This is a genomic window from Actinosynnema mirum DSM 43827 (assembly GCF_000023245.1).
Lineage (GTDB): Bacteria > Actinomycetota > Actinomycetes > Mycobacteriales > Pseudonocardiaceae > Actinosynnema > Actinosynnema mirum.
This window is the reverse complement of the sequence record NC_013093.1, coordinates 5941706-5964440: the sequence shown is the minus strand read 5'-3', so window position 1 is coordinate 5964440 and position 22735 is coordinate 5941706. Positions and strand designations below refer to the sequence as shown.

Annotated in this window: 25 protein-coding genes; 14 read left to right on the top strand and 11 right to left on the bottom strand. The window is 73.4% G+C overall.

Going from position 1 to position 22735, the window contains the following annotated elements; translation table 11 throughout:
• Window positions 1–241 precede the first annotated feature (241 nt).
• The gene (locus tag AMIR_RS24840) at window positions 242–1006 is read left to right on the top strand and encodes a CAP domain-containing protein (RefSeq protein WP_015803715.1); all 765 of its coding nucleotides are present in this window, start codon (window positions 242–244) and stop codon (window positions 1004–1006) included.
• Window positions 1007–1347: 341 nt separating this feature from the next.
• Here AMIR_RS24840 and AMIR_RS24835 read toward each other — a convergent pair whose 3' ends face one another.
• Complete coding sequence (locus AMIR_RS24835; protein ID WP_041838314.1) at window positions 1348–1824, bottom strand: Lrp/AsnC family transcriptional regulator; 477 nt, start codon at window positions 1822–1824, stop codon at window positions 1348–1350.
• Between the two features lie 123 nt (window positions 1825–1947).
• Here AMIR_RS24835 and AMIR_RS24830 point away from each other — a divergent pair, with 123 nt between their 5' ends.
• From AMIR_RS24830 to AMIR_RS24810, 5 genes are all read left to right on the top strand, one after another.
• Entirely contained in the window at window positions 1948–3060 is a 1113-nt protein-coding gene (locus AMIR_RS24830; RefSeq protein ID WP_015803713.1) for a thiamine pyrophosphate-dependent dehydrogenase E1 component subunit alpha, read from the top strand.
• Between the two features lie 74 nt (window positions 3061–3134).
• Window positions 3135–4112 carry an alpha-ketoacid dehydrogenase subunit beta gene (locus AMIR_RS24825; protein WP_015803712.1) on the top strand — a complete coding sequence of 326 codons (978 nt, stop codon included), beginning with the start codon at window positions 3135–3137 and terminating at the stop codon, window positions 4110–4112.
• Complete coding sequence (locus AMIR_RS24820) at window positions 4105–5436, top strand: dihydrolipoamide acetyltransferase family protein (protein WP_015803711.1); 1332 nt, start codon at window positions 4105–4107, stop codon at window positions 5434–5436. The genes AMIR_RS24825 and AMIR_RS24820 overlap by 8 nt, the downstream gene beginning before the upstream one ends.
• 9 nt (window positions 5437–5445) lie before the next feature.
• Window positions 5446–6003, top strand: a complete 558-nt coding sequence (locus AMIR_RS24815; RefSeq protein ID WP_015803710.1) for a GNAT family N-acetyltransferase — start codon at window positions 5446–5448, stop codon at window positions 6001–6003.
• Window positions 5979–6581, top strand: a complete 603-nt coding sequence (locus AMIR_RS24810; protein ID WP_015803709.1) for a hypothetical protein — start codon at window positions 5979–5981, stop codon at window positions 6579–6581. The genes AMIR_RS24815 and AMIR_RS24810 overlap by 25 nt, the downstream gene beginning before the upstream one ends.
• 512 nt (window positions 6582–7093) lie before the next feature.
• On the opposite strand, the gene AMIR_RS24805 is transcribed toward AMIR_RS24810, so the two are convergent.
• A complete protein-coding gene (locus AMIR_RS24805) occupies window positions 7094–8059 on the bottom strand; it encodes an alpha/beta fold hydrolase (protein ID WP_143760880.1) in 966 nt (321 codons plus the stop codon).
• Between the two features lie 106 nt (window positions 8060–8165).
• On the opposite strand from AMIR_RS24805, the gene AMIR_RS24800 reads away from it, so the two are divergent.
• The 3 genes from AMIR_RS24800 to AMIR_RS24790 are packed head-to-tail and all read left to right on the top strand — an operon-like array spanning window position 8166 to window position 10778.
• Window positions 8166–9383 carry a sensor histidine kinase gene (locus AMIR_RS24800; RefSeq protein ID WP_015803707.1) on the top strand — a complete coding sequence of 406 codons (1218 nt, stop codon included), beginning with the start codon at window positions 8166–8168 and terminating at the stop codon, window positions 9381–9383.
• Window positions 9380–10036 (top strand): response regulator, encoded by a 657-nt coding sequence (locus tag AMIR_RS24795; protein WP_015803706.1) that lies wholly within the window; start codon window positions 9380–9382, stop codon window positions 10034–10036. The genes AMIR_RS24800 and AMIR_RS24795 overlap by 4 nt, the downstream gene beginning before the upstream one ends.
• A gap of 55 nt (window positions 10037–10091) precedes the next feature.
• Window positions 10092–10778 carry a hypothetical protein gene (locus tag AMIR_RS24790; protein WP_143760878.1) on the top strand — a complete coding sequence of 229 codons (687 nt, stop codon included), beginning with the start codon at window positions 10092–10094 and terminating at the stop codon, window positions 10776–10778.
• A gap of 77 nt (window positions 10779–10855) precedes the next feature.
• Here AMIR_RS24790 and AMIR_RS24785 read toward each other — a convergent pair whose 3' ends face one another.
• The 4 genes from AMIR_RS24785 to AMIR_RS24770 form a co-directional block, all read right to left on the bottom strand.
• Window positions 10856–11908: a GDSL-type esterase/lipase family protein gene (locus tag AMIR_RS24785; RefSeq protein ID WP_015803704.1), complete on the bottom strand. Its 1053-nt coding sequence runs from the start codon at window positions 11906–11908 to the stop codon at window positions 10856–10858.
• 92 nt (window positions 11909–12000) lie between these two features.
• Entirely contained in the window at window positions 12001–12603 is a 603-nt protein-coding gene (locus AMIR_RS24780) for a DedA family protein (protein WP_015803703.1), read from the bottom strand.
• 109 nt (window positions 12604–12712) lie between these two features.
• Complete coding sequence (locus AMIR_RS40590) at window positions 12713–13243, bottom strand: hypothetical protein (RefSeq protein ID WP_015803702.1); 531 nt, start codon at window positions 13241–13243, stop codon at window positions 12713–12715.
• A gap of 98 nt (window positions 13244–13341) precedes the next feature.
• On the bottom strand, window positions 13342–13962 hold the full coding sequence (locus tag AMIR_RS24770; protein WP_015803701.1) for an L-threonylcarbamoyladenylate synthase: 621 nt from the start codon (window positions 13960–13962) through the stop codon (window positions 13342–13344).
• 152 nt (window positions 13963–14114) lie between these two features.
• Here AMIR_RS24770 and AMIR_RS24765 point away from each other — a divergent pair, with 152 nt between their 5' ends.
• A complete protein-coding gene (locus AMIR_RS24765) occupies window positions 14115–14552 on the top strand; it encodes a nitroreductase family deazaflavin-dependent oxidoreductase (RefSeq protein WP_015803700.1) in 438 nt (145 codons plus the stop codon).
• Between the two features lie 46 nt (window positions 14553–14598).
• Here AMIR_RS24765 and AMIR_RS24760 read toward each other — a convergent pair whose 3' ends face one another.
• Window positions 14599–15168, bottom strand: a complete 570-nt coding sequence (locus AMIR_RS24760; RefSeq protein ID WP_015803699.1) for a DUF4240 domain-containing protein — start codon at window positions 15166–15168, stop codon at window positions 14599–14601.
• 691 nt (window positions 15169–15859) lie between these two features.
• On the opposite strand from AMIR_RS24760, the gene AMIR_RS24755 reads away from it, so the two are divergent.
• The 3 genes from AMIR_RS24755 (at window position 15860) to AMIR_RS24745 (ending at window position 19374) form a co-directional block, all read left to right on the top strand.
• Window positions 15860–16717: a helix-turn-helix domain-containing protein gene (locus AMIR_RS24755; RefSeq protein ID WP_015803698.1), complete on the top strand. Its 858-nt coding sequence runs from the start codon at window positions 15860–15862 to the stop codon at window positions 16715–16717.
• Between the two features lie 288 nt (window positions 16718–17005).
• Window positions 17006–17233 carry a DUF397 domain-containing protein gene (locus AMIR_RS39555; RefSeq protein ID WP_015803697.1) on the top strand — a complete coding sequence of 76 codons (228 nt, stop codon included), beginning with the start codon at window positions 17006–17008 and terminating at the stop codon, window positions 17231–17233.
• A 74-nt stretch (window positions 17234–17307) separates the two neighbouring features.
• Window positions 17308–19374, top strand: coding sequence for a tetratricopeptide repeat protein (locus AMIR_RS24745; RefSeq protein WP_049796965.1), 2067 nt, complete (start codon window positions 17308–17310; stop codon window positions 19372–19374).
• Here the strand turns inward: AMIR_RS24745 and AMIR_RS24740 are convergent.
• Window positions 19371–20963, bottom strand: coding sequence for a hypothetical protein (locus AMIR_RS24740; RefSeq protein WP_041837001.1), 1593 nt, complete (start codon window positions 20961–20963; stop codon window positions 19371–19373). The genes AMIR_RS24745 and AMIR_RS24740 overlap by 4 nt on opposite strands.
• A gap of 319 nt (window positions 20964–21282) precedes the next feature.
• On the opposite strand from AMIR_RS24740, the gene AMIR_RS40585 reads away from it, so the two are divergent.
• Complete coding sequence (locus tag AMIR_RS40585; protein ID WP_015803694.1) at window positions 21283–21453, top strand: hypothetical protein; 171 nt, start codon at window positions 21283–21285, stop codon at window positions 21451–21453.
• On the opposite strand, the gene AMIR_RS24735 is transcribed toward AMIR_RS40585, so the two are convergent.
• The 3 genes from AMIR_RS24735 to AMIR_RS24725 are packed head-to-tail and all read right to left on the bottom strand — an operon-like array spanning window position 21454 to window position 22694.
• Window positions 21454–21795: a hypothetical protein gene (locus tag AMIR_RS24735; protein ID WP_015803693.1), complete on the bottom strand. Its 342-nt coding sequence runs from the start codon at window positions 21793–21795 to the stop codon at window positions 21454–21456. It abuts the gene before it with no gap.
• On the bottom strand, window positions 21788–22318 hold the full coding sequence (locus tag AMIR_RS24730; protein WP_015803692.1) for a hypothetical protein: 531 nt from the start codon (window positions 22316–22318) through the stop codon (window positions 21788–21790). The genes AMIR_RS24735 and AMIR_RS24730 overlap by 8 nt, the downstream gene beginning before the upstream one ends.
• A complete protein-coding gene (locus tag AMIR_RS24725) occupies window positions 22311–22694 on the bottom strand; it encodes a hypothetical protein (RefSeq protein WP_015803691.1) in 384 nt (127 codons plus the stop codon). Before AMIR_RS24725 ends, AMIR_RS24730 begins: the two co-directional genes overlap by 8 nt.
• Window positions 22695–22735 lie beyond the last annotated feature (41 nt).

The following is a 22735-nucleotide window of genomic DNA, read 5'->3' as shown; positions in this document are numbered from 1 at the left end:
CGATCGCGCCTTTCCGCTTCCTGATAGCAACCTTAAAACTTCCATAAATAATTGCGAGTTGACAATTCGTTTTGACTCGTTAGAGTGATTACAGGAATTGCGGCGGGCCGCCAGCGTTCTCCCAAACTCGACCGGCCCGCTTCGATTCCCCCTGCCGGTGCGGTGACCGCGCGCGCTTCCCTGCACAAGCGCTGCTGCGGTCACCGCGCCCGACAATGTCCCCGAGCAGATGAGGAATACCGTGCCGCGTCCCAGGACCGCACTGCCCGCAGCCGCTCTGGCCCTCGTCGCCCTCGCGGGCTGCGGTGGGCCCGCTGCGCCGGGGCCGGTCAACGCGGGGAACATCGCCAACGCGGCAGCCGCTTTCGGCGCCCCCGCGGCGACCAGCACCACGGCCGCCTCCGACCCCGCCTCCCCGTCGTCCGCGAGCGGGGCAGCCGACGCGACGACCACGACCCAGACGACCCCCTCCACCCCGGCGCCGTCCTCCTCCGAGGCCCCCGCGACCACGACGACGACGCAACCCCCTGTCGCGCCGCCGGCCACCCCCGCGCAGCCCCCCAAGCAGGAGACCCCCGCGCAGCCGCCGAAGACGACGCAGGCCCCCGCGCCGCAGAAGTCGGACGTGGACGTCGCGGAGGAGAAGGTCATCGCGCTGACCAACGAGCAGCGCAAGGCCAACAACTGCCCGGCCGTCACCGCGGACGCGCGGCTCGGCAAGGCGGCCAGGGCGCACAGCGCCGACATGGCCGCGCAGAACTACTTCTCGCACGTGTCCAAGGACGGGCGCAGCTTCGTCGACCGGATCAAGGCCGCCGGTCACCCCTCGCCGGGCGCGGAGAACATCGCCGCCGGGCAGCGCACGCCCGAGGACGTCATGAAGAGCTGGATGGACTCGGAGGGCCACCGGGCCAACATCCTCAACTGCGGCCTGAAGACGCTCGGCGTCGGCATGGCCAAGGGCGGCTCGTACGGGATCTACTGGACGCAGAACTTCGGCTGGTAGCGCCCGTCCCGGTCCCGCCACCCTGCGGCGGGACCGGAAGCCCGTGCCCGACCCCCGCCTCCCTGCGGCGGGGGAAGGGCCACAGGGGGAAAGCCCACACCCGCTGAGCCGCGGCGCCGACCTGCGGCGCAGCGGGTGTGGGGCCCCGCGCCGCTGCGCGGTGCGGGGCGCGCCCCGACCGCGCGGGGACCGATCGGCGCCGTGACGAGGAACCGGACCGCAGCAACCCTGCACCGCTGCGGCGCGGTTCCCGGCACGGCGCCCGGTCTCGGCGCGGGAAGTCCCTCCGACAGGTGGTGCCCTCCGGCCCTCCGGCGCGGCGACGCGGGACGGGGCCCGGCTCACAGCTCCGGTTCGCGCCCCGGCGACGGCAGCTCGTCCAGGATCAGCACGGTGTGGCTGGACGTCACGTCCGGCATCGTCTGCAACCGGTTCAGCACCAGGTCCCGCAGGCTCTGCGCGTCCGGCGTGCGCACCAGCAGCACCAGGTCGTAGTCCCCGGACACCAGCGACCCCTGCCACACCTCGGGGATCTCCAGCACCCGCCGCCGCACCGCCTTCCACGAGTGCTGGCTGATCTTCAGGTACACGTACGCGGAGATCCCCATCCCGCACCGCTCCGGGTCGACCACCGCCGCGTACCCGGTGATCACCCCGTCCCGGTGCAGCCGCTCCACCCGCGAGTACGCGCTCGCCCGCGAGATGTGCAGCCGCTCGGCCAGCGACCGCATCGACAGCCTGCCGTCCGCGCGCAGCTCGGCCACGATCCGGCGGTCCGTCGCGTCGAGCGGTGCCGTTCGTCCAGCGCTGGGCGTCATGCGGTCGAACATAACCCCGGAGCCGTGCCGTTCGTCCAGATCGGGACCCGCGAGCTGGACGCCCGATCGGTGTGACCTGGACCATTCCCGGCATCCCCGCCGCCGTCGCGCAGGAGGTGCCGAATGGCCACAGCCACACCGGACCGGACCCTGCTCCCCACCGAGGAACCGCTGGCGCTGCTGCGTCCCGACGGGTCCGCGGTCGAGGGCTCACCGCTTCGGATGCCCGACGACGAGGTGCTGCTGGAGCTGCACCGCCGCATGGTCGTCGGCCGCCGCTTCGACACCCAGGCCACCGCGCTCACCCGCCAGGGCCGCCTCGCCGTCTACCCGTCCTCGCGCGGCCAGGAGGCGTGCCAGGTCGGCGCGGTCCTGGCGATGCGCGAGCGCGACTGGCTGTTCCCCACCTACCGCGACAGCGTCGCCCTGGTCACCAGGGGTGTGCCCGCCGCGGGCGCGCTGACCCTGCTGCGCGGCGACTGGCACCTCGGCTACGACCCGCGCGAGCACCGCGTCGGACCGCAGTGCACGCCGCTGGCGACCAACACCCCGCACGCCGTCGGCTTCGCGCACGCCGCCCGCTACAAGGGCGAGGACACCGCCGCGCTGGTGCTGCTCGGCGACGGCGCGACCAGCGAGGGCGACACGCACGAGGCGCTGAACTTCGCCGGGGTGTGGAAGGCGCCGGTGGTGTTCCTGGTGCAGAACAACGGCTACGCGATCAGCGTGCCGCTGAGCAAGCAGACCGCCGCGCCCACGTTGGCGCACAAGGGGATCGGGTACGGCATCCGGTCGGTCCTGGTGGACGGCAACGACGCGGCGGCGGTCCACGCGGTGGTGTCGGAGGCGCTGGCGTCCGGTGAGCCGGTGCTCGTGGAAGCGCTTACCTACCGCATCGAGGCGCACACCAACGCCGACGACGCGTCCCGCTACCGGGACTCCGCCGAGGTCGCGCACTGGCTGGCCCGCGACCCCGTCGACCGGCTCGCCTCGCACCTGGCCTCGCGCGGGCTGCTCGACCCGGCGCGCCGAGACTCGGTGGACGCCGAGGCGGAGGAGTTCGCGGCGGCGCTGCGGGCCGAGCTGAACGCGGACGCGCGCGTGGACCCGGCGGACCTGTTCCGGCACGTGTACGCCGAGCCGACCGCGCAGCTGCGCGAGCAGGCCGCGATGCTGGCGCGCGAACTGGACGCCGAGCACTCGGGCGCCGACGACCTGGACGGGGGACGGGCATGACCGAGGTCGTTGCGGCGCAAGGGGTTCCGGCACGAGGGGCAGCGGACGGCGGGCTGCCGACCGGCGAGGTGTCGATGGCCGCCGCGCTCAACCGGGCGCTGGCCGACGCGCTGTCCGCCGACGAGCGCGTGCTGGTGTTCGGCGAGGACGTCGGGCCGCTGGGCGGGGTGTTCCGGGTGACCGACGGGCTGGCCGAGCGGTTCGGCGAGCGCCGCGTGTTCGACACCCCGCTCGCCGAGGCGGGCATCCTCGGCACCGCCATCGGCATGGCCATGAACGGGCTGCGGCCGGTGGTGGAGATGCAGTTCGACGCGTTCGCCTACCCGGCGTTCGAGCAGATCACCAGCCACCTGGCCAAGTTGCGCAACCGCACGGCGGGCGCGCTGTCGCTGCCCGTGGTGGTGCGCATCCCGTACGGCGGCGGCATCGGCGGCGTCGAGCACCACTGCGACTCGTCCGAGGCGTACTACACGCACACGCCGGGGCTGCGCGTGGTCACGCCGGGCACGCCCGACGACGCGTACCGGCTGCTGCGCGACGCGATCGACAGCCCGGACCCGGTGGTGTTCCTGGAGCCCAAGCGCCGCTACTGGTCCAAGGGCGGGCTGGCGGCGGGCGGACCGGCGTTCGACCGGGCGCTCGTGCGGCGGCCCGGCCGGGACGTGACCCTGATCGCGTACGGTCCGATGGTGCTGACCGCGCTGGAGACCGCCGAGGCCGCCCGCGCCGAGGGCTGGGACGTGGAGGTCGTCGACCTGCGCACGCTGGCGCCGTTCGACGACGAGACGGTGTGCGCGTCGGTGCGCCGCACCGGGCGGGCCGTGGTGGTGCACGAGGCGTCCGGGTTCGGCGGGTACGGCGCGGAGGTCGTGGCGCGGGTGACCGAGCGGTGCTTCCACCACCTGCACGCGCCGGTGCTGCGGGTGACCGGCTTCGACATCCCGTACCCGCCGCCGATGCTGGAGGAGCACCACCTGCCCGGCGTGGACCGCATCCTGGACACCATCGGCGCGCTGCAGTGGGACGACCGGGTGGAGGTGCGCGGTGCCTGACTTCCGGCTGCCGGACCTGGGCGAGGGGCTCACGGACGGGGAGATCGTGTCCTGGCTGGTCGCGGTCGGCGACCCGGTCGTGGTGGACCAGCCCGTGGTGGAGGTGGAGACCGCCAAGGCCGTGGTGGAGGTGCCCTGCCCGTACGGGGGCGTGGTGACCGCGCGGCACGGCGAGCCGGGGCAGCGGTTGGCGGTGGGGTCGGTGCTGCTGAGCGTCGCCGGTGACGGGGCGGGAGGCGCCGCGGCGCGAGGGGAACCGGTCGCGGCGGAGGCCGCAGCCGCGGAACCCGGTGCGGCGCAGGGCGATTCGGCGCAGGCTCATTCGGCGCAGGCTGATTCGGCGGAGTACAGCGGGAACGTGCTCGTCGGTTACGGGACCTCGCAGCAGAACCGCCGTCGTCGCCGCGTGGCGCACGCTCCCGTCGCGGATGAGCCCGCTGCCGCGGCCGGACCGGCCAAGCTCGCGCCCGCCGTGATCTCCCCGCTGGTGCGGAGGTTGGCCCGTGACAGCGGTGTGGCGCTGGAGACCGTCGAGGGCAGCGGTCCCGGCGGGGTGATCCGCCGCGCCGACGTGGAGCGGGAGATCGCCGCCCGCGCGCCCCGCCCGGCCCGCGCGCCCGGCCCGTGGACCGAGCCCGCAGCCGCGTCCCCAGGGCAGGGCAAGCGCATTCCGCTGACCGGGGTCCGGGGTGTCGCGGCGCGCAAGTTCGCCACCTCCCGCAGGGAGATCCCCGAGGCGACGGTGTGGGTCGACGTGGACGCCACCGGGCTCGTGGAGGCGCGCGCCGCGCTGCCTGCGGTGTCGCTGCTGGGCCTGCTGGCCAGGTTCACCGCGCTCGGCCTGCGCCGCTTCCCCGAGCTGAACTCGCGCGTCGAGGGCGACGAGGTCGTGCTGCTGGACGAGGTGAACCTCGGCTTCGCCGCGCAGACCGACCGTGGCCTGGTGGTCCCGGTGGTGCGGGGCGCGCACGCGCTGACCGCGACCGAGCTGACCGGGCGGCTGCGCGACCTGACCGCGTCCGCCCGCGACGGCGAGCTGACGGCGGCCGACCTGACCGGCGGGACGTTCACCCTCAACAACTACGGCGTGTTCGGCGTGGACGGCTCGGCCGCGATCATCAACCACCCGGAGGTCGCGATCCTGGGCATCGGCCGCATCGCCGACCGCCCGTGGGCGCACGAGGGGCAGCTGGCGCTGCGCAAGGTGGCCCAGCTGACGCTCAGCTTCGACCACCGGGTGTGCGACGGCGGGGTGGCGGGCGGGTTCCTGCGGTACGTAGCGGACCTGGTCGAGAACCCGGTGGCGCTGCTCGCCGACGTCTAACGTGGGGGCGTGGCACCCGACTACCCGATCAGGACCGAACGCCTGCTGCTGCGCCCCTTCACCGGGCTGGACCTTGAGGCGCTGCACTCGTGGCAGTCGCGCGAGGACGTCGTGCGCTACCTGTACGGCGGGCCGCGCACGCTGGAGGACAGCGCCGACCAGCTGATGACGAAGGCCGCCGTGCCGTGGCCGTCGAAGGCGGGGGAGGACCTGTCGCTGGCGGTCGAGCTGGACGGCGAGGTCGTCGGCGAGGTCGTGCTGAAGTGGCTGAGCGAGGCGAACCGGCAGGGCGAGATCGGCTACGTCCTGCACCCCGGCCACCACGGGCGGGGGATCGCCGTCGAGGCGTCGGAGGTGCTGCTGCGCCTGGCCTTCGAGGAGCTGGGGCTGCACCGGGTGGTCGCGCAGTGCGATCCGAGGAACACGGCGTCGTGGCGGGTGATGGAGAAGCTGGGGATGCGCAGGGAGGCGCACTTCCGGCACTGCGAGGTGTTCAAGGGCGAGTGGGGCGACGTGTACGTGTACGCGCTGCTGGAGGACGAGTGGTCGGGCTCGTCTGGTACGTGAGCTACGGGTCGAACCTGCACGCGGGGAGGTTCGGCTGCTACCTGTCCGGCGGCACCCCGCCCGGCGCGGCGCGCGCCTACCCCGGCTGCCGCGACCCGACGCCCCCGCGCGCCGACCGCCCGTGGGAGCTGCCCGGAGGGGTGTACTTCACCACGCACTCGCCGGTGTGGGACGGCGGGAGGGCGTTCTACGACCCGTCGCTGCCGGGGGTCGCGGCGGGTCGGGCGTACCTGGTGACGGTCGGCCAGTTCTCGGACGTGGCGGCGCAGGAGATGTACCGCGAGCCGGGGGAGGACCTGGACCTGTCGGGCGTGCTGGCGACCGGGCGGGCGGAGCTGGGACCGGGCCGGTACGAGACCCTGGTGCTGGTCGGCGAGGTGGACGGCTTCCCGGCGCTGACGTTCACCGCACCGTGGCGGGCCGACGAGGTCCGGCACACCAGGCCGAGCGCGGCGTACCTGAGGATGCTGGCTGGGGGCCTGCGGGAGACCTGGTCCTGGCCACCGGAGCGGGTCGCCGCGCACCTGGCGGGGACCACGCCGTTCTGGACGGCGGGGGAGGTCCTGGGGTTGCTGTGAGCCCTGGCCCGATCCCCTTCGCGGCGATGGGGGAGCTGCGGGCGCGCGGTTCGGGTGGTTGTGGGCCGCGCACGGGTCGAGCGTGGCCCTGGTCGCCACCGCCGACATCACCTTCCAGGCCGCGTCCGGCGCCCACCTCAAGGGCCTCCTGCCCGCCGCCGACCTGCTCCCCGCGTCCATCCGCCTCGAGTCCACCACCTGGACCGCCACGATCGTCGGACCACCGGCGGGCGTCCGGCGCGGCCCGCGCCTGCTGGCCGGTGCTGCTCGCCCTCGTCCACCCCGGTCCGCCCGGCCTGGTCCCGGTGCTGGCGGGGGGAGGGCTAGCCGGGGTTGGTCGGGTCGAACGGCACCTCCGGCTCGTCGGGAATCTGGATGGTGATCGGCGGCTGGCCCACGACCCGACCTGCCGCCACCCCAACACCCCCCCGAACGGACCAACGGGGTGATCCTCCGCCGCACGGACATCACCGACAAGAGCCCCGCTCCGCACCCCCCGGCGCGGAGGGAGCTCAGCGGCGGCACTCCGGCAGCCCGTCCAGGACGCCCACGATCCGCTGGAACTCCTCCTCGGTCGCCTGGTGCCCCGCCCGCACGGTCCGCACGTCGAACCGGTTGCGCGGGGTCAGCCGGTCGGCCTCGGCGATCATCCGGTCCTGCAGCGCGAGCGGGATCATCCGGTCCTCGGTGTGCCGGATGAACGTGCGCGGGACGCGCCCCCAGGTGTCCGCCCGCACCCGCGAGTCCTCCCGCCCCACCGTCAGCGACTCGTCCGGGTGCAGGTGCGCGAGCGCCCCGTGGAACTCCGCGTCGTCCGCGCCCGCCATCAGCAGCTCCTTCAGCCCGGCCAGCGCCTCGCGGTCGGCGGTGCGGTAGTTCACCCGCACCGCGCCGATCACCGCCGGGTCGGCCACCACCAGGTCTGCCAGCGCGCCCGCCAGGCTCGTGGACCCCTCCGGGGTGGCCAGGTAGTCCTCGGGGCACGCCAGGTCCACGCAGCAGAACGCGGTGTCGTAGACCATCCGGTCGACCAGGTGCGGCACGGCGTTGCCGACCCGGTTCAGCACCGCGCCGCCCATGCTGCCGCCGTAGAGCACCACCGGGCCGAACCCGGCGACCGCGCGGACGACCCGGATCGCGGCCTCGGCGTAGTCGTCCAGCCCGATCCCGGCCAGCGGCGACGGTCGGGTCGCCAGCGACGCCGGGTCCTGCGGGCACTGGTGGTCGAGCGCGAACTGGGCGTCGGTGGCGCGGTGCCCCGGCAGCGGCACCCCGACGGTGCGGTGCCCGCGCAGCGACAGCGCGTCGATCCCGCCGGGCGCGCCGCTCGCGCCGGTGACCACCACGAACGTCGTCACCCCGCCCCGAACCCGCCTGCCCCCGGCCAGCGCCACCCCGCTGCCCCCGGCCAGTGCCGCGCCACCCGCAGCCGCTCCCGCTCGCAACGCCGTTCTCCTGGAGATCCCCGCTTTCGCCATGCCCCGAGTGCACCGCGCCACGCCGCCGCCCGGTAAGCCGAGGAGGTGGACACCCCGATCCACCAAAGTTGCGCGCCGCCCGGAACCGCACCCGATCGGCTATACCGTGACCGGGGTGAGGGCGAACCGGAGCGACCTGCCGTGGCTGGTGCTCGCGGTCGTGCTCTTCGGAGCGCTCGACCTGGCCGTCCACGGCGCGGGCCCGCCGACCACCGGATGGGCCGGGCCGCGCGCCGCGCTGCTCCTGCAGCTGTCCGTGGACGCGTCGCTGCTGCTCCTGGCCCGCCACCCGGCGCCGGTCGCGTGCTGGGCGCTGACCGTCGCGGCGCTCACGCTCGGCTCGGCCGAGCTCGCCCCCGGCCTGCTCACCCCGGTGGACCCCGCGACGCACGCGGTGCTGCCGCACGCCACGCCCGCGATCGTGGTGAACCTGGTCCGGCTGACCGACCGGCGCCACGCGTTCGCGCTGATCGGGGCGCTCGCCGTGCTGGGCTCCACGCCGTGGGACCCGAGCTGGGAGACCACCCCGCTCGGTGTCGTCAACACGGTGCTGCCCGCGCTGGCCGCGCTCTACCTGCGGGCCCGCCGGGAGCTGGTCGACTCGCTGCGGGAGCGGGCCGAGCGGGCCGAGCGCGAGCGGCTGCTGCTCGCCGAGCGGGCCGCGGCGCAGGAGCGGCGGCGGCTCGCCGAGGAGATGCACGACGTGGTCACCCACCGGCTCACGCTGATGGTGCTGCACGCCGGCGCGCTGGGCGTCGGGTCGACCGATCCCGCCGCGCGCGCCGCCGCCGAGGACATCCGGGTCACGGGCGTCAGCGCGCTGGCCGAGCTGCGGGACCTGCTCGGGGTGCTCCGGGGCGCGGACGGGACGCCGGTGGGTGGCCCCGCCCGGCCCGCCGGTCCCGAGCACCCGCCCGCGCCCGACCCGAGGGCGCTGGTCGCCGAGGCGCGCGCGGTCGGCGAGTCGGTCTCGTGCCACGTCGACGGCGACCCCGGCCGGATCGAGCCGACGGTCCTGCGCACCGCGTACCGGGTGGTGCAGGAGTCATTGACGAACGCGCGCAAGCACGCCCCCGGCGCCGAGGTGGCCGTGACGATCTCCTACCGGCCCGACGGGGTCGACGTGCGCGTCGCCAACGGCGCGCCGGACCGGGCGCCCGACCGCGCGCTGGCGGGCAGCGGGTCGGGAACCGGGCTGCTCGGGCTCGCGCAGCGGGTCGAGCTGAGCGGCGGCGCCCTGCGCGCGGGCCCGGAACCCGGCGGCGGCTACCTGGTCGGCGCGACGCTGCCCGCGCACGTGCCGACGCGGGGGGAGGCCGGATGATCAGGGTGGTCGTCGTGGACGACGAGCCGATGGTGTGCGCGCACCTGCGGGTGATCCTCGGTGGCGCGGACGACGTCGAGGTGGTCGCCGAGGCGCAGGACGGCGCGGAGGCGGTGGAGGCGGTCGTCCGGCACCGACCCGACCTGGTGCTGATGGACCTGCGGATGCCGGGGGTCGACGGGCTCGCCGCCACCGGGCGGATCGCCGCCCTGCCCGACCCGCCCCCGGTCGTCGTGCTCACCACCTTCGACACCGACGGCCACGTGCTCGCGGCGCTGCGCGCGGGCGCGGCGGGGTTCCTGCTCAAGACCACCGCGCCCCACGACCTGGTCGAGCTGGTCCGGGTGGCGGCGGCCGGGCACACCGTGCTGTCCCCGGCGGCCACCGCCCGGCTGGTCGCCGCCTCGTCGGCGGGGCGGCGGCGCGACGCGGACGCCAGGGTCAGGCTGCGCGCGTTGAGCGAGCGGGACCTGGAGGTGCTGACCCGCCTGGGCCGGGGGCTGTCCAACGCGGACATCGCGCGCGAGCTGTTCCTGTCCGAGGCGACGGTGAAGAGCTACGTGTCCCGGATGCTCGTGAAGATCGACTGCCGCAACCGCACCCAGGCCGGGGTCCTCGCCCACGAGGCCGGACTGGTCGACGGATCGGGGTGAGCCCCCGACGCGGCGCCCGGTGGGAGATCGGGATGATGGCCCGGTGGTGGCGCGCGTGTTCTCGGCTGGGCGCCGGTGGCGGCTGGTCCTGATCGTGGTGGGGCTGGCCCTGGCGGTGTTCCCGTGGGACGGCCCGCCGGTCGGGCTGTTCGGCGTGGCGCCGCTGCTGCTGTGGTGCGGCTCGTGGACCGGGCCCCGGCGGGTCGGGGTGGTCGTCGCGCTGGTGCTGCTGGGGCTGCTGGTGTGGTTCGTGGTGGCGCCCGGCCTGGGGCTCTCCGGGGGCTGGGCGCCGTCCGCCGCCGAGGTGCTCTGGCTCCACCCGCTGGTCACGGCGGTGGTGTGCGTGGTCGGCGCGCGGGCGGGGCGGCAGCCTGTCCACGGGTGGCGGTTGACGGGCGTGGCGGCGCTCGGGTTCCTGCTCCTCGGGTTCCTCGGGCTCACCAGGCTGGAGGCCCCGCCCGGCGACGAGGGCGTGGCGCCCGCGCTGGCCGTGCTGCGGGTGGAGGAGGGGGAGCCGCTGTGCGGTTCCGGCGGCTGCGCCCGGCAAGCGCGGGTGACCGGCGACCGCGCCCCCGAGGTGGCCCGCGAACGCCTCGCGGCACGGGGCTTCGCGCACCGGGGGCCGCTCGACGCCGACGACCGGCTCTGCCGCGCCACCGGGCTCGTGGTGGAGCACGAGGTGTGCGCGGAACTGCGCGACGTCGCCCCGGACGCGGTCCGGGTCGTCTGGTACCTGGACTAGGGGGTTGTCGGTGGAGGTCCGGTCGGACGAGACCGGGCAGGTGATGCGCGAGATCGGGTGGTTCCCCGGTCGTCCCGCTAGTCCTGCTCCAGCACCAGGTCCAACCCGCCGTCGTCGTTCGGCTCGCACGCCCCGTACCGGGTGTTCGCGCCCAGGAACTCCGCCATGCACCCGCCGAACGCCGCGTGCCCGCGCGCGTTGGGGTGGAACGACTCCTGCAGCGCGTGCCGCGCCCGCGCCTCGTCCCGCAGCCCGTCGAAGTCCACCACGAGCCGGGTGAACCACTCGTCGTCGCTGGAGTCGCCGCCCGAGCACGCCTCGTGACCGCGCCCCGCCCGCGACAGGTCCAGGAAGCGCGCGCCCGACGACGTCGCCACCCTGCGCACCGCGTCCGACAGCTCGCCCACCGCCACGTCCCGCACCCACCGCATGTCACCGCTGCGCAGCGGGCACCCGGACAGGTTCTGCAGCGACGGCGACATGTCCGGGGTCACCGGCGACGCGTAGGACTGCATCACCAGCTCGTACGACCCCACCGAGTACCCGGCCTCGTCCAGCACCCGGCGCACGTCCCGCACGGCCTTCTCGACCTTCGGCACCATCCGCTCCACGCGCCCGCGCCAGTCCTCCGTGAGCAGCCGCGAGCAGTCGTCGCGGCGCTCGAACCAGGCGCGCAGGCACTGGCCGAGCACGTCGGAGAAGCGCGGGTCGTCGTTCGCGCCCACGGCCAGCACGATCGTGGTCACCCGGTGGGTGCGGGCGATCCGGCCGAGCTGGAGCGCCTGCGAGCCCTCGGTGTTGCCGATCTGGTCGGTGATGCCCACGCGCGCGGCGTTCGCGCCCGAGCAGGCCAGGTTGAACACCTCGTCCACGGCCACCGACGGCATCTGGAACACCTCGGCGTGCTTCGAGCGGTGGCACCAGTTCTCGTTCTGGCCGTCGGTGTCGTCGACGTAGTCGCCCGCGCCCTCGCCGGACAGCGTGCTGTCACCGAGCGAGACCATGGCGGTGGGCGCGTCGTCGGGTGGCCCGAGCGGTGGCGCCTTGGGGCGGTCGCTGACGAAGACGACCAGCGGGAGCAGCAGGAAGGCCAGTGCGAGCGCGGCGAGGCGACGGCGTGTGGTGCGCATCGCCGCTCAGTTTACGGGCCGATGGGACTCACGGAGAGTGATCGTCGTCCCAGAGTTCGGGGTCGCGCCACCGGCGTGTCCACTTCGGACCCTCACGACCGGTGCGCCTTGCGCCGCCACAGGTACGCCGCCGCGCCCGCCACCACCAGCACGCCCAGCACGATCTCGCCGACCAGCCCGAGCCGGTGCTCGGCCAGCTGCAGGCTCGCGCCCGCCCCGTACCCCAGCAGCGCGACCCCGGACGCCCAGAGCACCCCGCCGAGGGCGTTGAACAGCAGGAACGTCCGGATCGGCACCCGGCTCATCCCGGCGAGCGCGGGCACCAGCGCCCGCAGCAGCGCCGTGAACCGCCCCACGAACACCGCCACCCCGCCCCGGCGGCGCAGCAGCTCCTCGGCCTTGGCCAGGTGCTCGGGCTTGACCAGCCGCTCGGGCAGCAGCTTGACCATCCGGTGCCCGTACCGGCGGCCGACGAGGTACCCGGTGACGTCCCCGATGACCGCCCCGCTGACCGCAGCCACCAGCACCGCCCAGAGCGGCGCCCCACCGGAGTGCGCGACCGCCCCGCCGACCAGCACGGCGACCTCACCGGGGAAGACGACGCCGAGCATGGTCGACGCCTCCAGCGCGGGGAGGGCGAAGACGAGCGCCAGCACGAGGGCGGGCGGAAGGTCGCGGAGGAAGTCCAGCACCACGGGGGTGATCCTGGTCCGGGCGTGTGGATCGTGCCAGTCGGGGGCGGGGCGGCTGGCCGGGCGGCGTGCGGACGCGGGCGCCCCTCGCCGGTCGAACCTGCGCGTGCGGTCAGCGGTCCCACACGACGAGGCGGGCGGTGATCTCGGACGGGGTCAGGGACAGGACCTCGATGCGGAACAGGCGGCCCTCCGGGGTCTTGCCGCACACCAGGCTGCCCGGCTGGAGGTGCTCGGCGTCGCGCTTGGGGGAGTCGCCCACGGCTGCGGCGCACTCGGCCCGGCTTGGGGCGGTGCTGCCCGGCCACGGCTGGAGCTGGTAGGTGTCGTCGCCGTACAGGCGGTTCTCGGTGATCCGGTAGACGTTGTGCTCGGGCACGTCCACCGGCGGCCGGCGGTCCAGGTTCAGGCTGCGGAACACCACGTCGCCGCTGTAGTACACGCTCGCCGCGACCAGGTCCGGGACGGGGGTCGGCGCGCCCGTCGACGGGGGCGCGTCCGCGCGCGGCGCGGTCGTCCCGGCCGGGGCCTGCGGGGTGGTCGCCGAGGGGCGTTCCGCAGGCGCGCCAACCGGCTCCGCGCCACTCGGCTCGACACCGGGGAAACCGATCGGCGTCGCACCGGAGCCGTTCACCTGCGGCACGGGCCGGTGATCCGACCGGCCACGGGGGCGACCCGTCCGAGGATGATCGGCGGCCCCTGGCTGCGACAACCGCCCCAGCCGGGACGGGCCGTCCGGCCCTACTCGAAGCGACTGGGGTCCCCCGCCCCCACCCGCAGCACCTCGGCCTCGCCGCTGGAGAAGTCCACCACCGTCGTCGGCTCGGTGCCGCAGTCGCCGGAGTCCAGGACGGCGTCCACCACGTGGTCCAGCCGCTCCTTGATCTCCCACCCCTGCACCAGCGGCTCCTCCTGGTCGGGCAGCAGGAGCGTGCTCGACAGCAGCGGCTCGCCCAGCGCCTCCAGCAGGGCCTGCACCACCGCGTTGTCCGGGATGCGCACGCCGACCGTCTTCTTCTTCGGGTGCAGCAGCCGCCTCGGCACCTCGCGGGTCGCCGACAGGATGAACGTGTAGCTGCCCGGCGTCGCGGCCTTGATCGCGCGGAACGCCGCGTTCTCCACGTACGCGAACTGGCCCAGCTGCGCGAAGTCCCGGCACACCAGGGTGAAGTGGTGCTTGTCGTCCAGGTTCCGGATCTGCCTGATCCGGTCCAGGCCCTCCTTGTTGCCCAGCTGGCAGCCGAGCGCGTAGCAGGAGTCCGTCGGGTAGGCGATCAACCCGCCCGCCCGCACCACCTCGACCGCTTGGTCGATGGCGCGCCGCTGGGGGTTCACCGGGTGGACGTCGAGGTACCTGGCCATGCCGGGAAGCCTAGTCCGCGCTGATCACGGCCGCTCACGGACCGCCGCGCGCGCCGCTGTGCGGGTGATCACCGGACGCGCCACACTAAGCGACGGGCGCACCGCTCCCGGTGACCACGCCCCGTGACCGCACCACCCCGGAGGACGAGACGATGCCCCTGTCCGGCGAGTACGACCCGAGCCCCGAGAAGTGGGTGCGCGACCAGGTCGAGCTGTACGAGAGCTCGGGCGGCACCGAGGGCACCACGCTGCGCGGGATGCCGGTGATCGTGCTGACCACCCTGGGCGCCAAGTCCGGCAAGATCCGCAAGTCGCCGCTGATGCGCGTCGAGCACGACGGCCGGTACGCGATCGTCGCCTCGCTCGGCGGCGCGCCCAAGCACCCCGTCTGGTACCACAACGTGGTCGCCCACCCGCAGGTCGAGCTGCAGGACGGGCCGGTCCGCAAGGAGTACGTGGCCCGCGAGGTGACCGGCGACGAGAAGGCCCAGTGGTGGGAGCGGGCCGTCGCCGCGTTCCCCGACTACGCCGACTACCAGCGCAAGACCGAGCGGGAGATCCCGGTGTTCGTCCTGGACCCGCTGCCCTGACCCCCACTCGCGGGTGACCGCCGTCCGGTGCGGCGGTCACCGCAGGTCACGACTCGAACAGCTCCGCGAGCCGGGGGAGTCGCACCCGGTTCTCGGCCTGGTCCTCCACGTCCCACCGCTCGCCGTCGGGCTTGCGCCGCGCCACCGCCCCGCGCCGCTCGGCCACCGCCGCGAGCAGCGAGTCGCTCTCCCCCCGCGCCCGCTTGCACGCGTCGCGCACCAGGTGGCTCATCGACTCGTACCCGAGCCACCCGCCGCCTTCCCGCGCCATGCGCAGCACCACCGGCAGGTCCGCCAACGAGTCCGGGTCGGCCACCGCCGCCTCGAACACCGCGCGCCCCTGGAGCACCAGCCCGTCGCGGAAGTCCGCGAACCCGTCGTCCCCGCACCCGCCCTCGATCAGGTAGGCGGCGTGCCACAGCGGCCACCGGTAAGCGCTGTCCACGACCTCGCCGTGCCGCAGGGAGAACTCGACCAGCTCCTCGGCGGACAACGCCCCGAGCTGGGCCACGACCGCGTCGGGCAGCGGGTCCTCGCGCAGGTCGCGGTCCCCCGCGAACTCCCCCGCGGCGGCCCGCGCTCGTTCGACCAGGGCCCAGTACGCATCGCGGTCCATGAGCGCCGATCCTAACCATGGGGTGCGCGGGGAACCCGGTGTCAGGACCTCACAGGGCTTGTCGGGAATCGCCGCCGAAACGCGCCGACCGGGGAAGCCGGGCGCGGTGCGGCGACATGTGGGGACGTCGGGAGCGCTTGCCGCCGAATGCCCGACGACCGGACCGCGCGGCGAGTTCCGGAACCACGTCGGAGCGGTGACACGTGCGTGGCGCTCTTCGCCGGTCGCGGATCGGGTGGGGGTTCGACATGGTCCGGCCCCACCCCTGTTATGGTTGTGACTAGCGCAGTGGTGCGGTTTCCCGTCCATTCGAGACGGAGCGCGCCCGTTCAACTACTCAGTTTTCGCTAAAGTGGAACTTTCGTGGCGAAAATCACTTGAAAATACCAGCGGCTCCTGCTGGTACTGGTTGGTAACTCTCGGTCGCGCAGATCTATGCGTCGAATTCGTCGAACGCCTTGCTGACCTGCTTGCAAGGTTCAGCCTCAAGTGTAGCCAAAGCGGTTGGTTGTCACTGAAAGTGACAGTGATGCGGTCAACATCCCGCTGTCGGGTAGTCCAAGGCGCGTGGACGTCAACTGAACTCTACCGGAACGCATACTTTCGCTATGACGTGCCGTATCGTGCATGTGTTCTATCGCAAGGTCGTCATGTGCCATGTGGCAATATGCCGGGTCACGGAGGAGGTTCATTGACTCAGCGGGACACGCCCATCGTGCATCAGCTCAGACTTCGGGCGGAGCTGCGCAAGCTTCGGGAGGCTGCGGGTGTCACGCAGAAGCAGGCGGCCGAACGGCTGGAATGGTCCATCTCGAAGATGATCCGCATCGAGGGGGGGATGAGCAATGTGGGGGTCACCGACCTGAGAGCGCTGCTCGCCCTCTACGGGGTGAGTGACCCCCAACGGGTGGAAAAACTGGCGGTGATGGCCAGGGAGAGCCGCAAGAGCGCCTGGTGGACCAAGTACCGCAAATTCCTGGACCCTCAGCTCTTCGTGCTCGTCGGTTACGAGGCGTCCGCGACGAGGATCAGGCAGTTCCAGTCGCAGATGCTTCCCGGATTGCTCCAGACCTCCGGTTACGTGGAGGCGCTGGCGCGACACATCAGGTTGTCGTCGGAAGCGGTCCGGCTCGGTGTGGAGATCCGCGAGCAGCGTCGGAGGATCATGGTCGAGGACGGGCCCGAGATGCACTTCGTGCTGGACGAGGCCATCGTGCGCAGGTCGTTCGGCGACGCGGTGACCACGCTCAGGCAGCTCCAGCGGTTGCATGAGGTCTCCGCCATGTCGAACGTCTCGCTGCGCATCCTCCCCTTTTCTTCCGGTCTGCACCCAGGTTTGCAGAAATCCTTCACCGTGCTCGAAATGCCCCCTGACGGTGATCATGTCCTGGTGTTCGAGGAGGAGTTCAAGGATTTCGCTGTCCGGGAGGTCGGTGCTGAGGCGGTCGAATACCTGGAGCGCTTTGAGGAGATAGTCCGGATGTCGCTGAAACCGGAGGAAAGTCTGAAACTCTTGGAAGATTTGATCGCGCAGTGCCCTGCTGTTTGATGGTGCTCTCTTTTTCTGCTCCCAGAAGCGTACGGAGCCTAACGTTTCTCCGTGAGGTAGAGTTGTCCGCAGAATTGCGTTGCGGGTCCCCGTGCGGTTCGGGGGCGACTGCCTTGCTGAATGATTGTTCCCTCAACCGGCGGTAGGGGTCGTGGGCGGCCTGGTGCTGTAATTCACCCAGTGCCTGCGTCGGCGACTGCCCCGTGCCCGTGGAAGTGTTCCGCCGCTCTTCGGCGTGGCCGCTCACAACCACGGGCAGTGGCAGGACGGCTCAAGGAGGGGGCTGCGATGGAGCGAACGGGAAAGCCGCACCTGGTCGGGGTGGACGACCGAGGACTGGTGTGGGCCAAGAGCACGGCGAGCGGGCCGGACCCGACGAAGACCATGTGCGTCGAGCTCGCCCTGAAGGACGACCGGGTGCTGGTCCGGTGCTCGCGCAACAGGCTCGGGGAGCGGCTCGACTTCCCGGCGGGCGCCTGGAGCGCGTTCAAGGCGGGACGCGCCGCCGATTCGTGAGCGGCGCACCGGGTGAGAGGGATCCCGGTCCCCGCGCGAGCCGCAACTCGTTGAGCCGTGCCACCGTCGGATCGGTGGTGCAGGCCGGGTACGTGGCGGGCGACATCAACTTCCACCGGGGCGCCGAGCGCTCGCTCGAACCGGTCAGGCAGCTGCCTGCGTCACCGCGCTGGCTGGTCGGTCGCGAGACCGCGCTGCGCGAGTTCGACGCCGCCGCCCGACGTGCGGCCGAGAACGGGGAAGTCGCCCTGCTGGTCGTCGAGGGTGGACCAGGCACCGGCAAGACCGCCTTCGCACTGAACTGGGCGCACCGCAACGCGGACGCCTTCCCGGACGGCCAGCTGTTCGCCGACCTCGGCGGCGGCGGGCCGCTGGGAGCTCCCGTGCTGCCGGTGCTCCTGGGATTCCTCGCCGCGCTCGGCGTCGTGCCCTCCGCCGCCGCGAAGGGCGACGTCGCCTCGGTGGCCGCGCTCTACCGGGGCGCGATCGCCGGACGCCGGATGGTCGTGGTGCTGGACAACGCCACCGGCACGGCGCAGGTCGAGCCGCTACTCCCCGGTGCCGCGACCTGCGCCGTGCTTGTCACCAGCCGCAGCAGGCTGTCCGGGTTGCGGATGCTCGGCGCGGTCGTCCACCGGCTCGCCCCGCTGGGCAGGTCGGACTCGCTCACGCTGCTGGCCCGCTACCTCGGCGACGCGGTGGAGGCCGACCCCGCCTCGGTCGAGGTCTTCCTGGACTGCTGTGCCGGACTGCCACTGGCGCTGGCCATCGTGGCCGCGCGCGCTGCGGAGAACCCGGAGTTCGACCTGTCCGTGCTGGCCGACGAGCTGGGCGACGTGCGACGCAGGCTCGACGCATTGGAGACGGGGGAGTCGGGCGGCGGCCTGCGGGCGGTGCTGTCCTGGTCGTACGAGGCGCTCGACGCGCAGACCGCGCGGGCGTTCCGGGCCGTTGGAGCTGTGCCCGCCGAGGAAGTGACCGCCCACGCGCTCGGCTGGACGCTCCGCGCCTCCCCTGGGGACGCGACCAAGCTGCTGCGCGCCCTGGAGGTGCGGAACCTGCTGTGGCAGCGCACCCCCGGCCGGTACACCGCGCACGCGCTGCTCAAGCTCTTCGGCTGCGAGCTGAGCGCGTGGGCTGGCGAGGCCGAGGAGGCCGCTAGGGGGTGCGTCGACCACTACGCGCGCACCGCCCACCGCGCCGACCTCCTGCTGTACCCGCATCGCGCGAGTACCGACGTCCTGACCCCGGTCGACGAGCCGGAGCCGGTGCCGCTGCCCGACGAGGAGGCCGCGCTGCGCTGGTTCGCCGAGGAGCACTCCCAGCTCCTCACCGCGTATGAGACGGCACTGGAACGCCACTGGGACGAGCACGCCTTCCAGCTCTCCCGCGCCCTCGACACCTACCACCACCGCCGCTCCCGGCTCCGGGAGAACCTGGCCACCGCGTCCGGTGGCGCGCTCGCCGCGGACCGCCTCGGACACCTCAAAGGCCGGGTGCTGGCGCACCGCCAGCTCGGGCGCGCCCTGACCAGGGTCGAGCTGCTCGGTGAGGCCCTGGTGGAGCTGGAGGCCACCGCGGTGCTGGCCGACCGGCTCGGTGACCCGCTGGAAGCCGCGCACACCCACCACGACCTGGCCAGGGTGCGGGCCAGGCTGGACGACCAGGCGGGCGCGCTGCGCGACGCGGGACGGGCGCGGGTGCTGTACGCGATGGCCGGGCACCTCGCGGGGGAGGGACACGCGCTGAACGCCATGGCCAGGTGCCACGCCGAGCTGGGCGAGCTGGTCGAGGCGCGACGGTGCTGCGAGGCCGCTCTGCGGGCGCACCGGCGCGCGGACAACAAGAGCGGGCGCCTGGTCGCGCTGGACAACCTGGGGTTCATCGAGCAGCGGACGGGACGCGGTGACGCGGCTGTGCGCGCCTACCAGGACGCGCTCGAACTCTGCGCCGAGGGCGAGCACCACTTCTACGAGGCGGCGATCCTGGAGCACCTGGGCCTCGCGCTGGCGGAGCGGGGCGACGCGGAAGGCGCGCGTGCCGCCCTGCGCCGGGCGGTGCTGCTCTACGAGGAGCAGCACCGCCTAGCCGATGCGGACCGGGCGCGTTCCACCGCTCCACCGGGAACCCCGGTGGACTAGCCCTCCTCCTGCCGCCGTATCCGCGACACGAGCGCCTGCCAGTCCCGGCCGCTCAGCCTGCGCCGCCCCCCGATCTGCCGCTCGTGCTCCCAGGCCTGCGCCACCCGGACCCGCAGCGCGGGGTCGGGGCACCACCGCTCCACCTGACGCACGATCCCGGCGGGCAGGGCGCGTGCCGAAGCGTGCGCCAGCCACCGGCACTCCGCGACCGGGCCGGGCAGCCCGAGCCGGGTGAAGGCCTCCTGCGCCTCGCGGAGGTCCCGGTCGCTGGGGAGCCGGTTCGCCTTGCGCCCCAGCACCACTCGGGCGAGCAGCGCCCGTGCCAGCAGCTCCTCGCAGGAACCGCTGGTCGCCGCGCGGGGCGTCAGCTCGGCGACGACCCCGTCGAGGATGCGCGCGGCCTCGGTGAACTTCCGGCGCCCGGTGGCGATCTCGGCGCGCAGTATCTCCACGTCGTACCTGGCGCGTCTCGGATCGGGGCCGATCTCCCCCGCGGCCCTGGCCGCGTGGGCCTCCGCCCACCGCAGCAGCGACCGTCGCCACCCACTGCCGAAGCGGACGGACAGCACCTTGGCGAGCGTGGACCGGCACAGCGCCACCTCGTCGCCGTGCGGGTCGATCCGCTCGAACGTGGTCAGCGACTCGCGCGCCAGCTGCACCGCGACCCCCAGGTGCTCCCGGCGACAGGGGCCCCAGGCCCGCTCTGCCAGCCTTCGGTGGATCTTCGCCAGGGCACGCTTGCCCCTGGCCACGAGCACCTCGTCGCCTAGCGACTCTGCGAGGTCGACGCCCTCGCGCGCGGACCACGCCGCACGGTTGTGCTCGTTCTGCGCCCTGAGGTACCAGGTCCGGCCGGAGATCAGGATCTCGGCCCGCAGCCGCTGCCCGTCCTCGTGCGGCTCGACGAGTTCGAGGCACCGCTCGGCGGCGTGCCGCATTAGCTCCACGTCGCCGACCGCCTTGATGATGCTCTCCGCGGCGGGGAAGGCCCAGGGGGTGGCCCGCTCGTCCTCACCGAGGCTCTTGCACCACCTGCGGACCAGGTCGTGTGCGAGGGGCGCGGTCGGGCTGACGGTCTCCAGCATCACATCCAGGCTGTGGCTCTCTTTTGGCATCGGTAACCGGGCCTTCGCGGACCTAGGGTTCGTCGAGCTGTTCCGCGCGGCGTCGCGCACCCTGGCCAGCAGCTCGTTCGCCCCTGCGTCGCTGTTCTCGGCGAGGCGGGTGACGCGCAGCGGCTTCAGGATGAAGGGCATGTCGTCGATGGAGAAGTCGGGCGTGGCCACGGGGATCACCGGGCACCTGTCCGAGTGGTCGTGCCCGTAGAGCCGTTGCACGATCAGCCTCGCCTCGAACTGCACACCCCGGTGCTCGGGAGCGCCTTCGCAGCAGAAGTACTTGACGTACTTCGGGGACAGGACGCAGATGATGATGCTGTGCTCCAGGACGCTGCCCATCCACTGGGGCAGTGACGTGGGGTTCTGGAGCTGCCTGTCCCACTTGGGCGACATCCTGTTCGCCTCCAGCAGGCGCACGACGCGTTTGGCCAGCCGCTCGCCCAGCGGTTCGTGGATATAGCTGATGGCCACCTCGGGGCTGTCGGGCGAAGGTCCTCCAGGAGGCGTCACCGCGTGGGGCGGCTGCATTCGTGGCACTACCATGACCTCCGGTGGAGAGAGCTGGCGTTGTGACAGGTTCAGATTGCCAGCTAGCAGACCGCTAGATAGTAGGGTCTTCCACGTCGGGTGGGGAAGACGGGGCGGCGCTAGTTTTTGCCGGGTGCTGGCGCGGTTCGGGACTGCCGGAGGCTGACGTGGGGCGGAGCGGATGGGGATGGCCTCCGCTACCGGCGGGCCGGGTGTGCGCCCGCGCCCGGATCACGGGCGCGCTGATACCGGGGGACACCGCGTGCCCGCCTCGCTGACCGTTCCCGTCGTGCTCCGCGCGGCCGTCGAGTCGGGGGAGCGGGTTATCGTCTCGTCGCGCTGGCTGCCGGTCGTGCGCAGCCACGGCGGGACGCTGGACGTGCTCGAAGCGCCCATCCCGCTCGACGAGGTCATCGGGCGGATCTGCGGTTGATCACGCCCTGAAGAGCTCCGGTGGCCTCTCCCGGGTCCGCAGCTCCACCGGCACGCCCAGCAGCGCCGCCAGCCGCGCGGCCAGCTCCGCGCCGCGCTCCGCCCACGGGTCGTGGGCGCCCTCCGGGAACTCCGAGCTCGCCGGGTCGTCCGGCAGGTAGACGGCCTGGTACTCGTCGTCCCACGCCGCCACGGCCGCCACCGGGTCGGGGCCCGCGCCGAAGCCCGCCAGCCGCTCCGGCGGCTCGTTGCCGGGGAACTCCTCGTCCGACCAGCTCGGCCACAGCGGACCGGTGACCCACTCGGGAGCCGGCCTCAGCCGGAGCAGGGTGTGCTCAGCCACGCCGGGTCCGCCTCAACCACAGCAGCCCCAGCACCGGCAGCACCAGCGGCACGTAGCCGTAACCCCCGCCGAAGTCCGACCACACCGTGGCCTCCGGGAACCACGACGGCTCCAGCACGCTCAGCGCGCCGATCACCAGCACGCCCACCAGCTCCACCGCGCACGACGCGAACGCCACCCGCCGGGACGCGCCGTCGCCGCGCACCAGCATCACCGTCGCCACCACGTACACCACCGCGGCGAACGCCGACAGCGAGTAGGCCAGCGGGGCGTGCGAGAACTTCGTCGTGATCTGCAGCGCGGACCTGGCCGTCGCCGCCAGCGCGAAGATCCCGTACACCGCGATCAGCACGCTGCCCGGACCGCTCCTGGTGCGCTGCGCCAACGTCAGCGGCTCGCCGCCGGGCCCCGACCCCGACCCCGCGCCCCGCCTCGCCGACACCCTGGCCGCGAACCGGCTCGCCGCCGAACCGCTCTCCCCGTCACCCGCGCCCACCCCGGACCGCCCCTCCCGCTCAGGCATGACCGGCCCAGATCTGGTTCAGCCGCACCACCATGACCGCCGTCGTCAGGCACCCGACCGCCAGCACCGCCGCCCCCGACCGCGACCGGTCCACGATCGACCAGAACCCGGCCAGCGGCAGCAGCAGCAACGCGGTCAGCAGGTAGCCGAAGAACGTCGCCCCCGACACCGCCTCGTGCCCGCCGCCCGCCAGCAGCACCGCCCCGATCACCGTCTGCGCGAGGAGCGCCACTTCCTGCGACACCACCAGGGCCGCCACGCCGAGCGTCGTCCAGTCCTCCAGCGTCAGCGGCTTGTTCAGCACCGCCAGCAGCACCGCCCACCCCGCCGCGAGCAGCGCGGCGGCGATGGTGGCCGTGGCCAGCCAGTCGATCATCAGGTGGGTTCCTCACCGGTACGGGGTATGCCCTGAAGGCT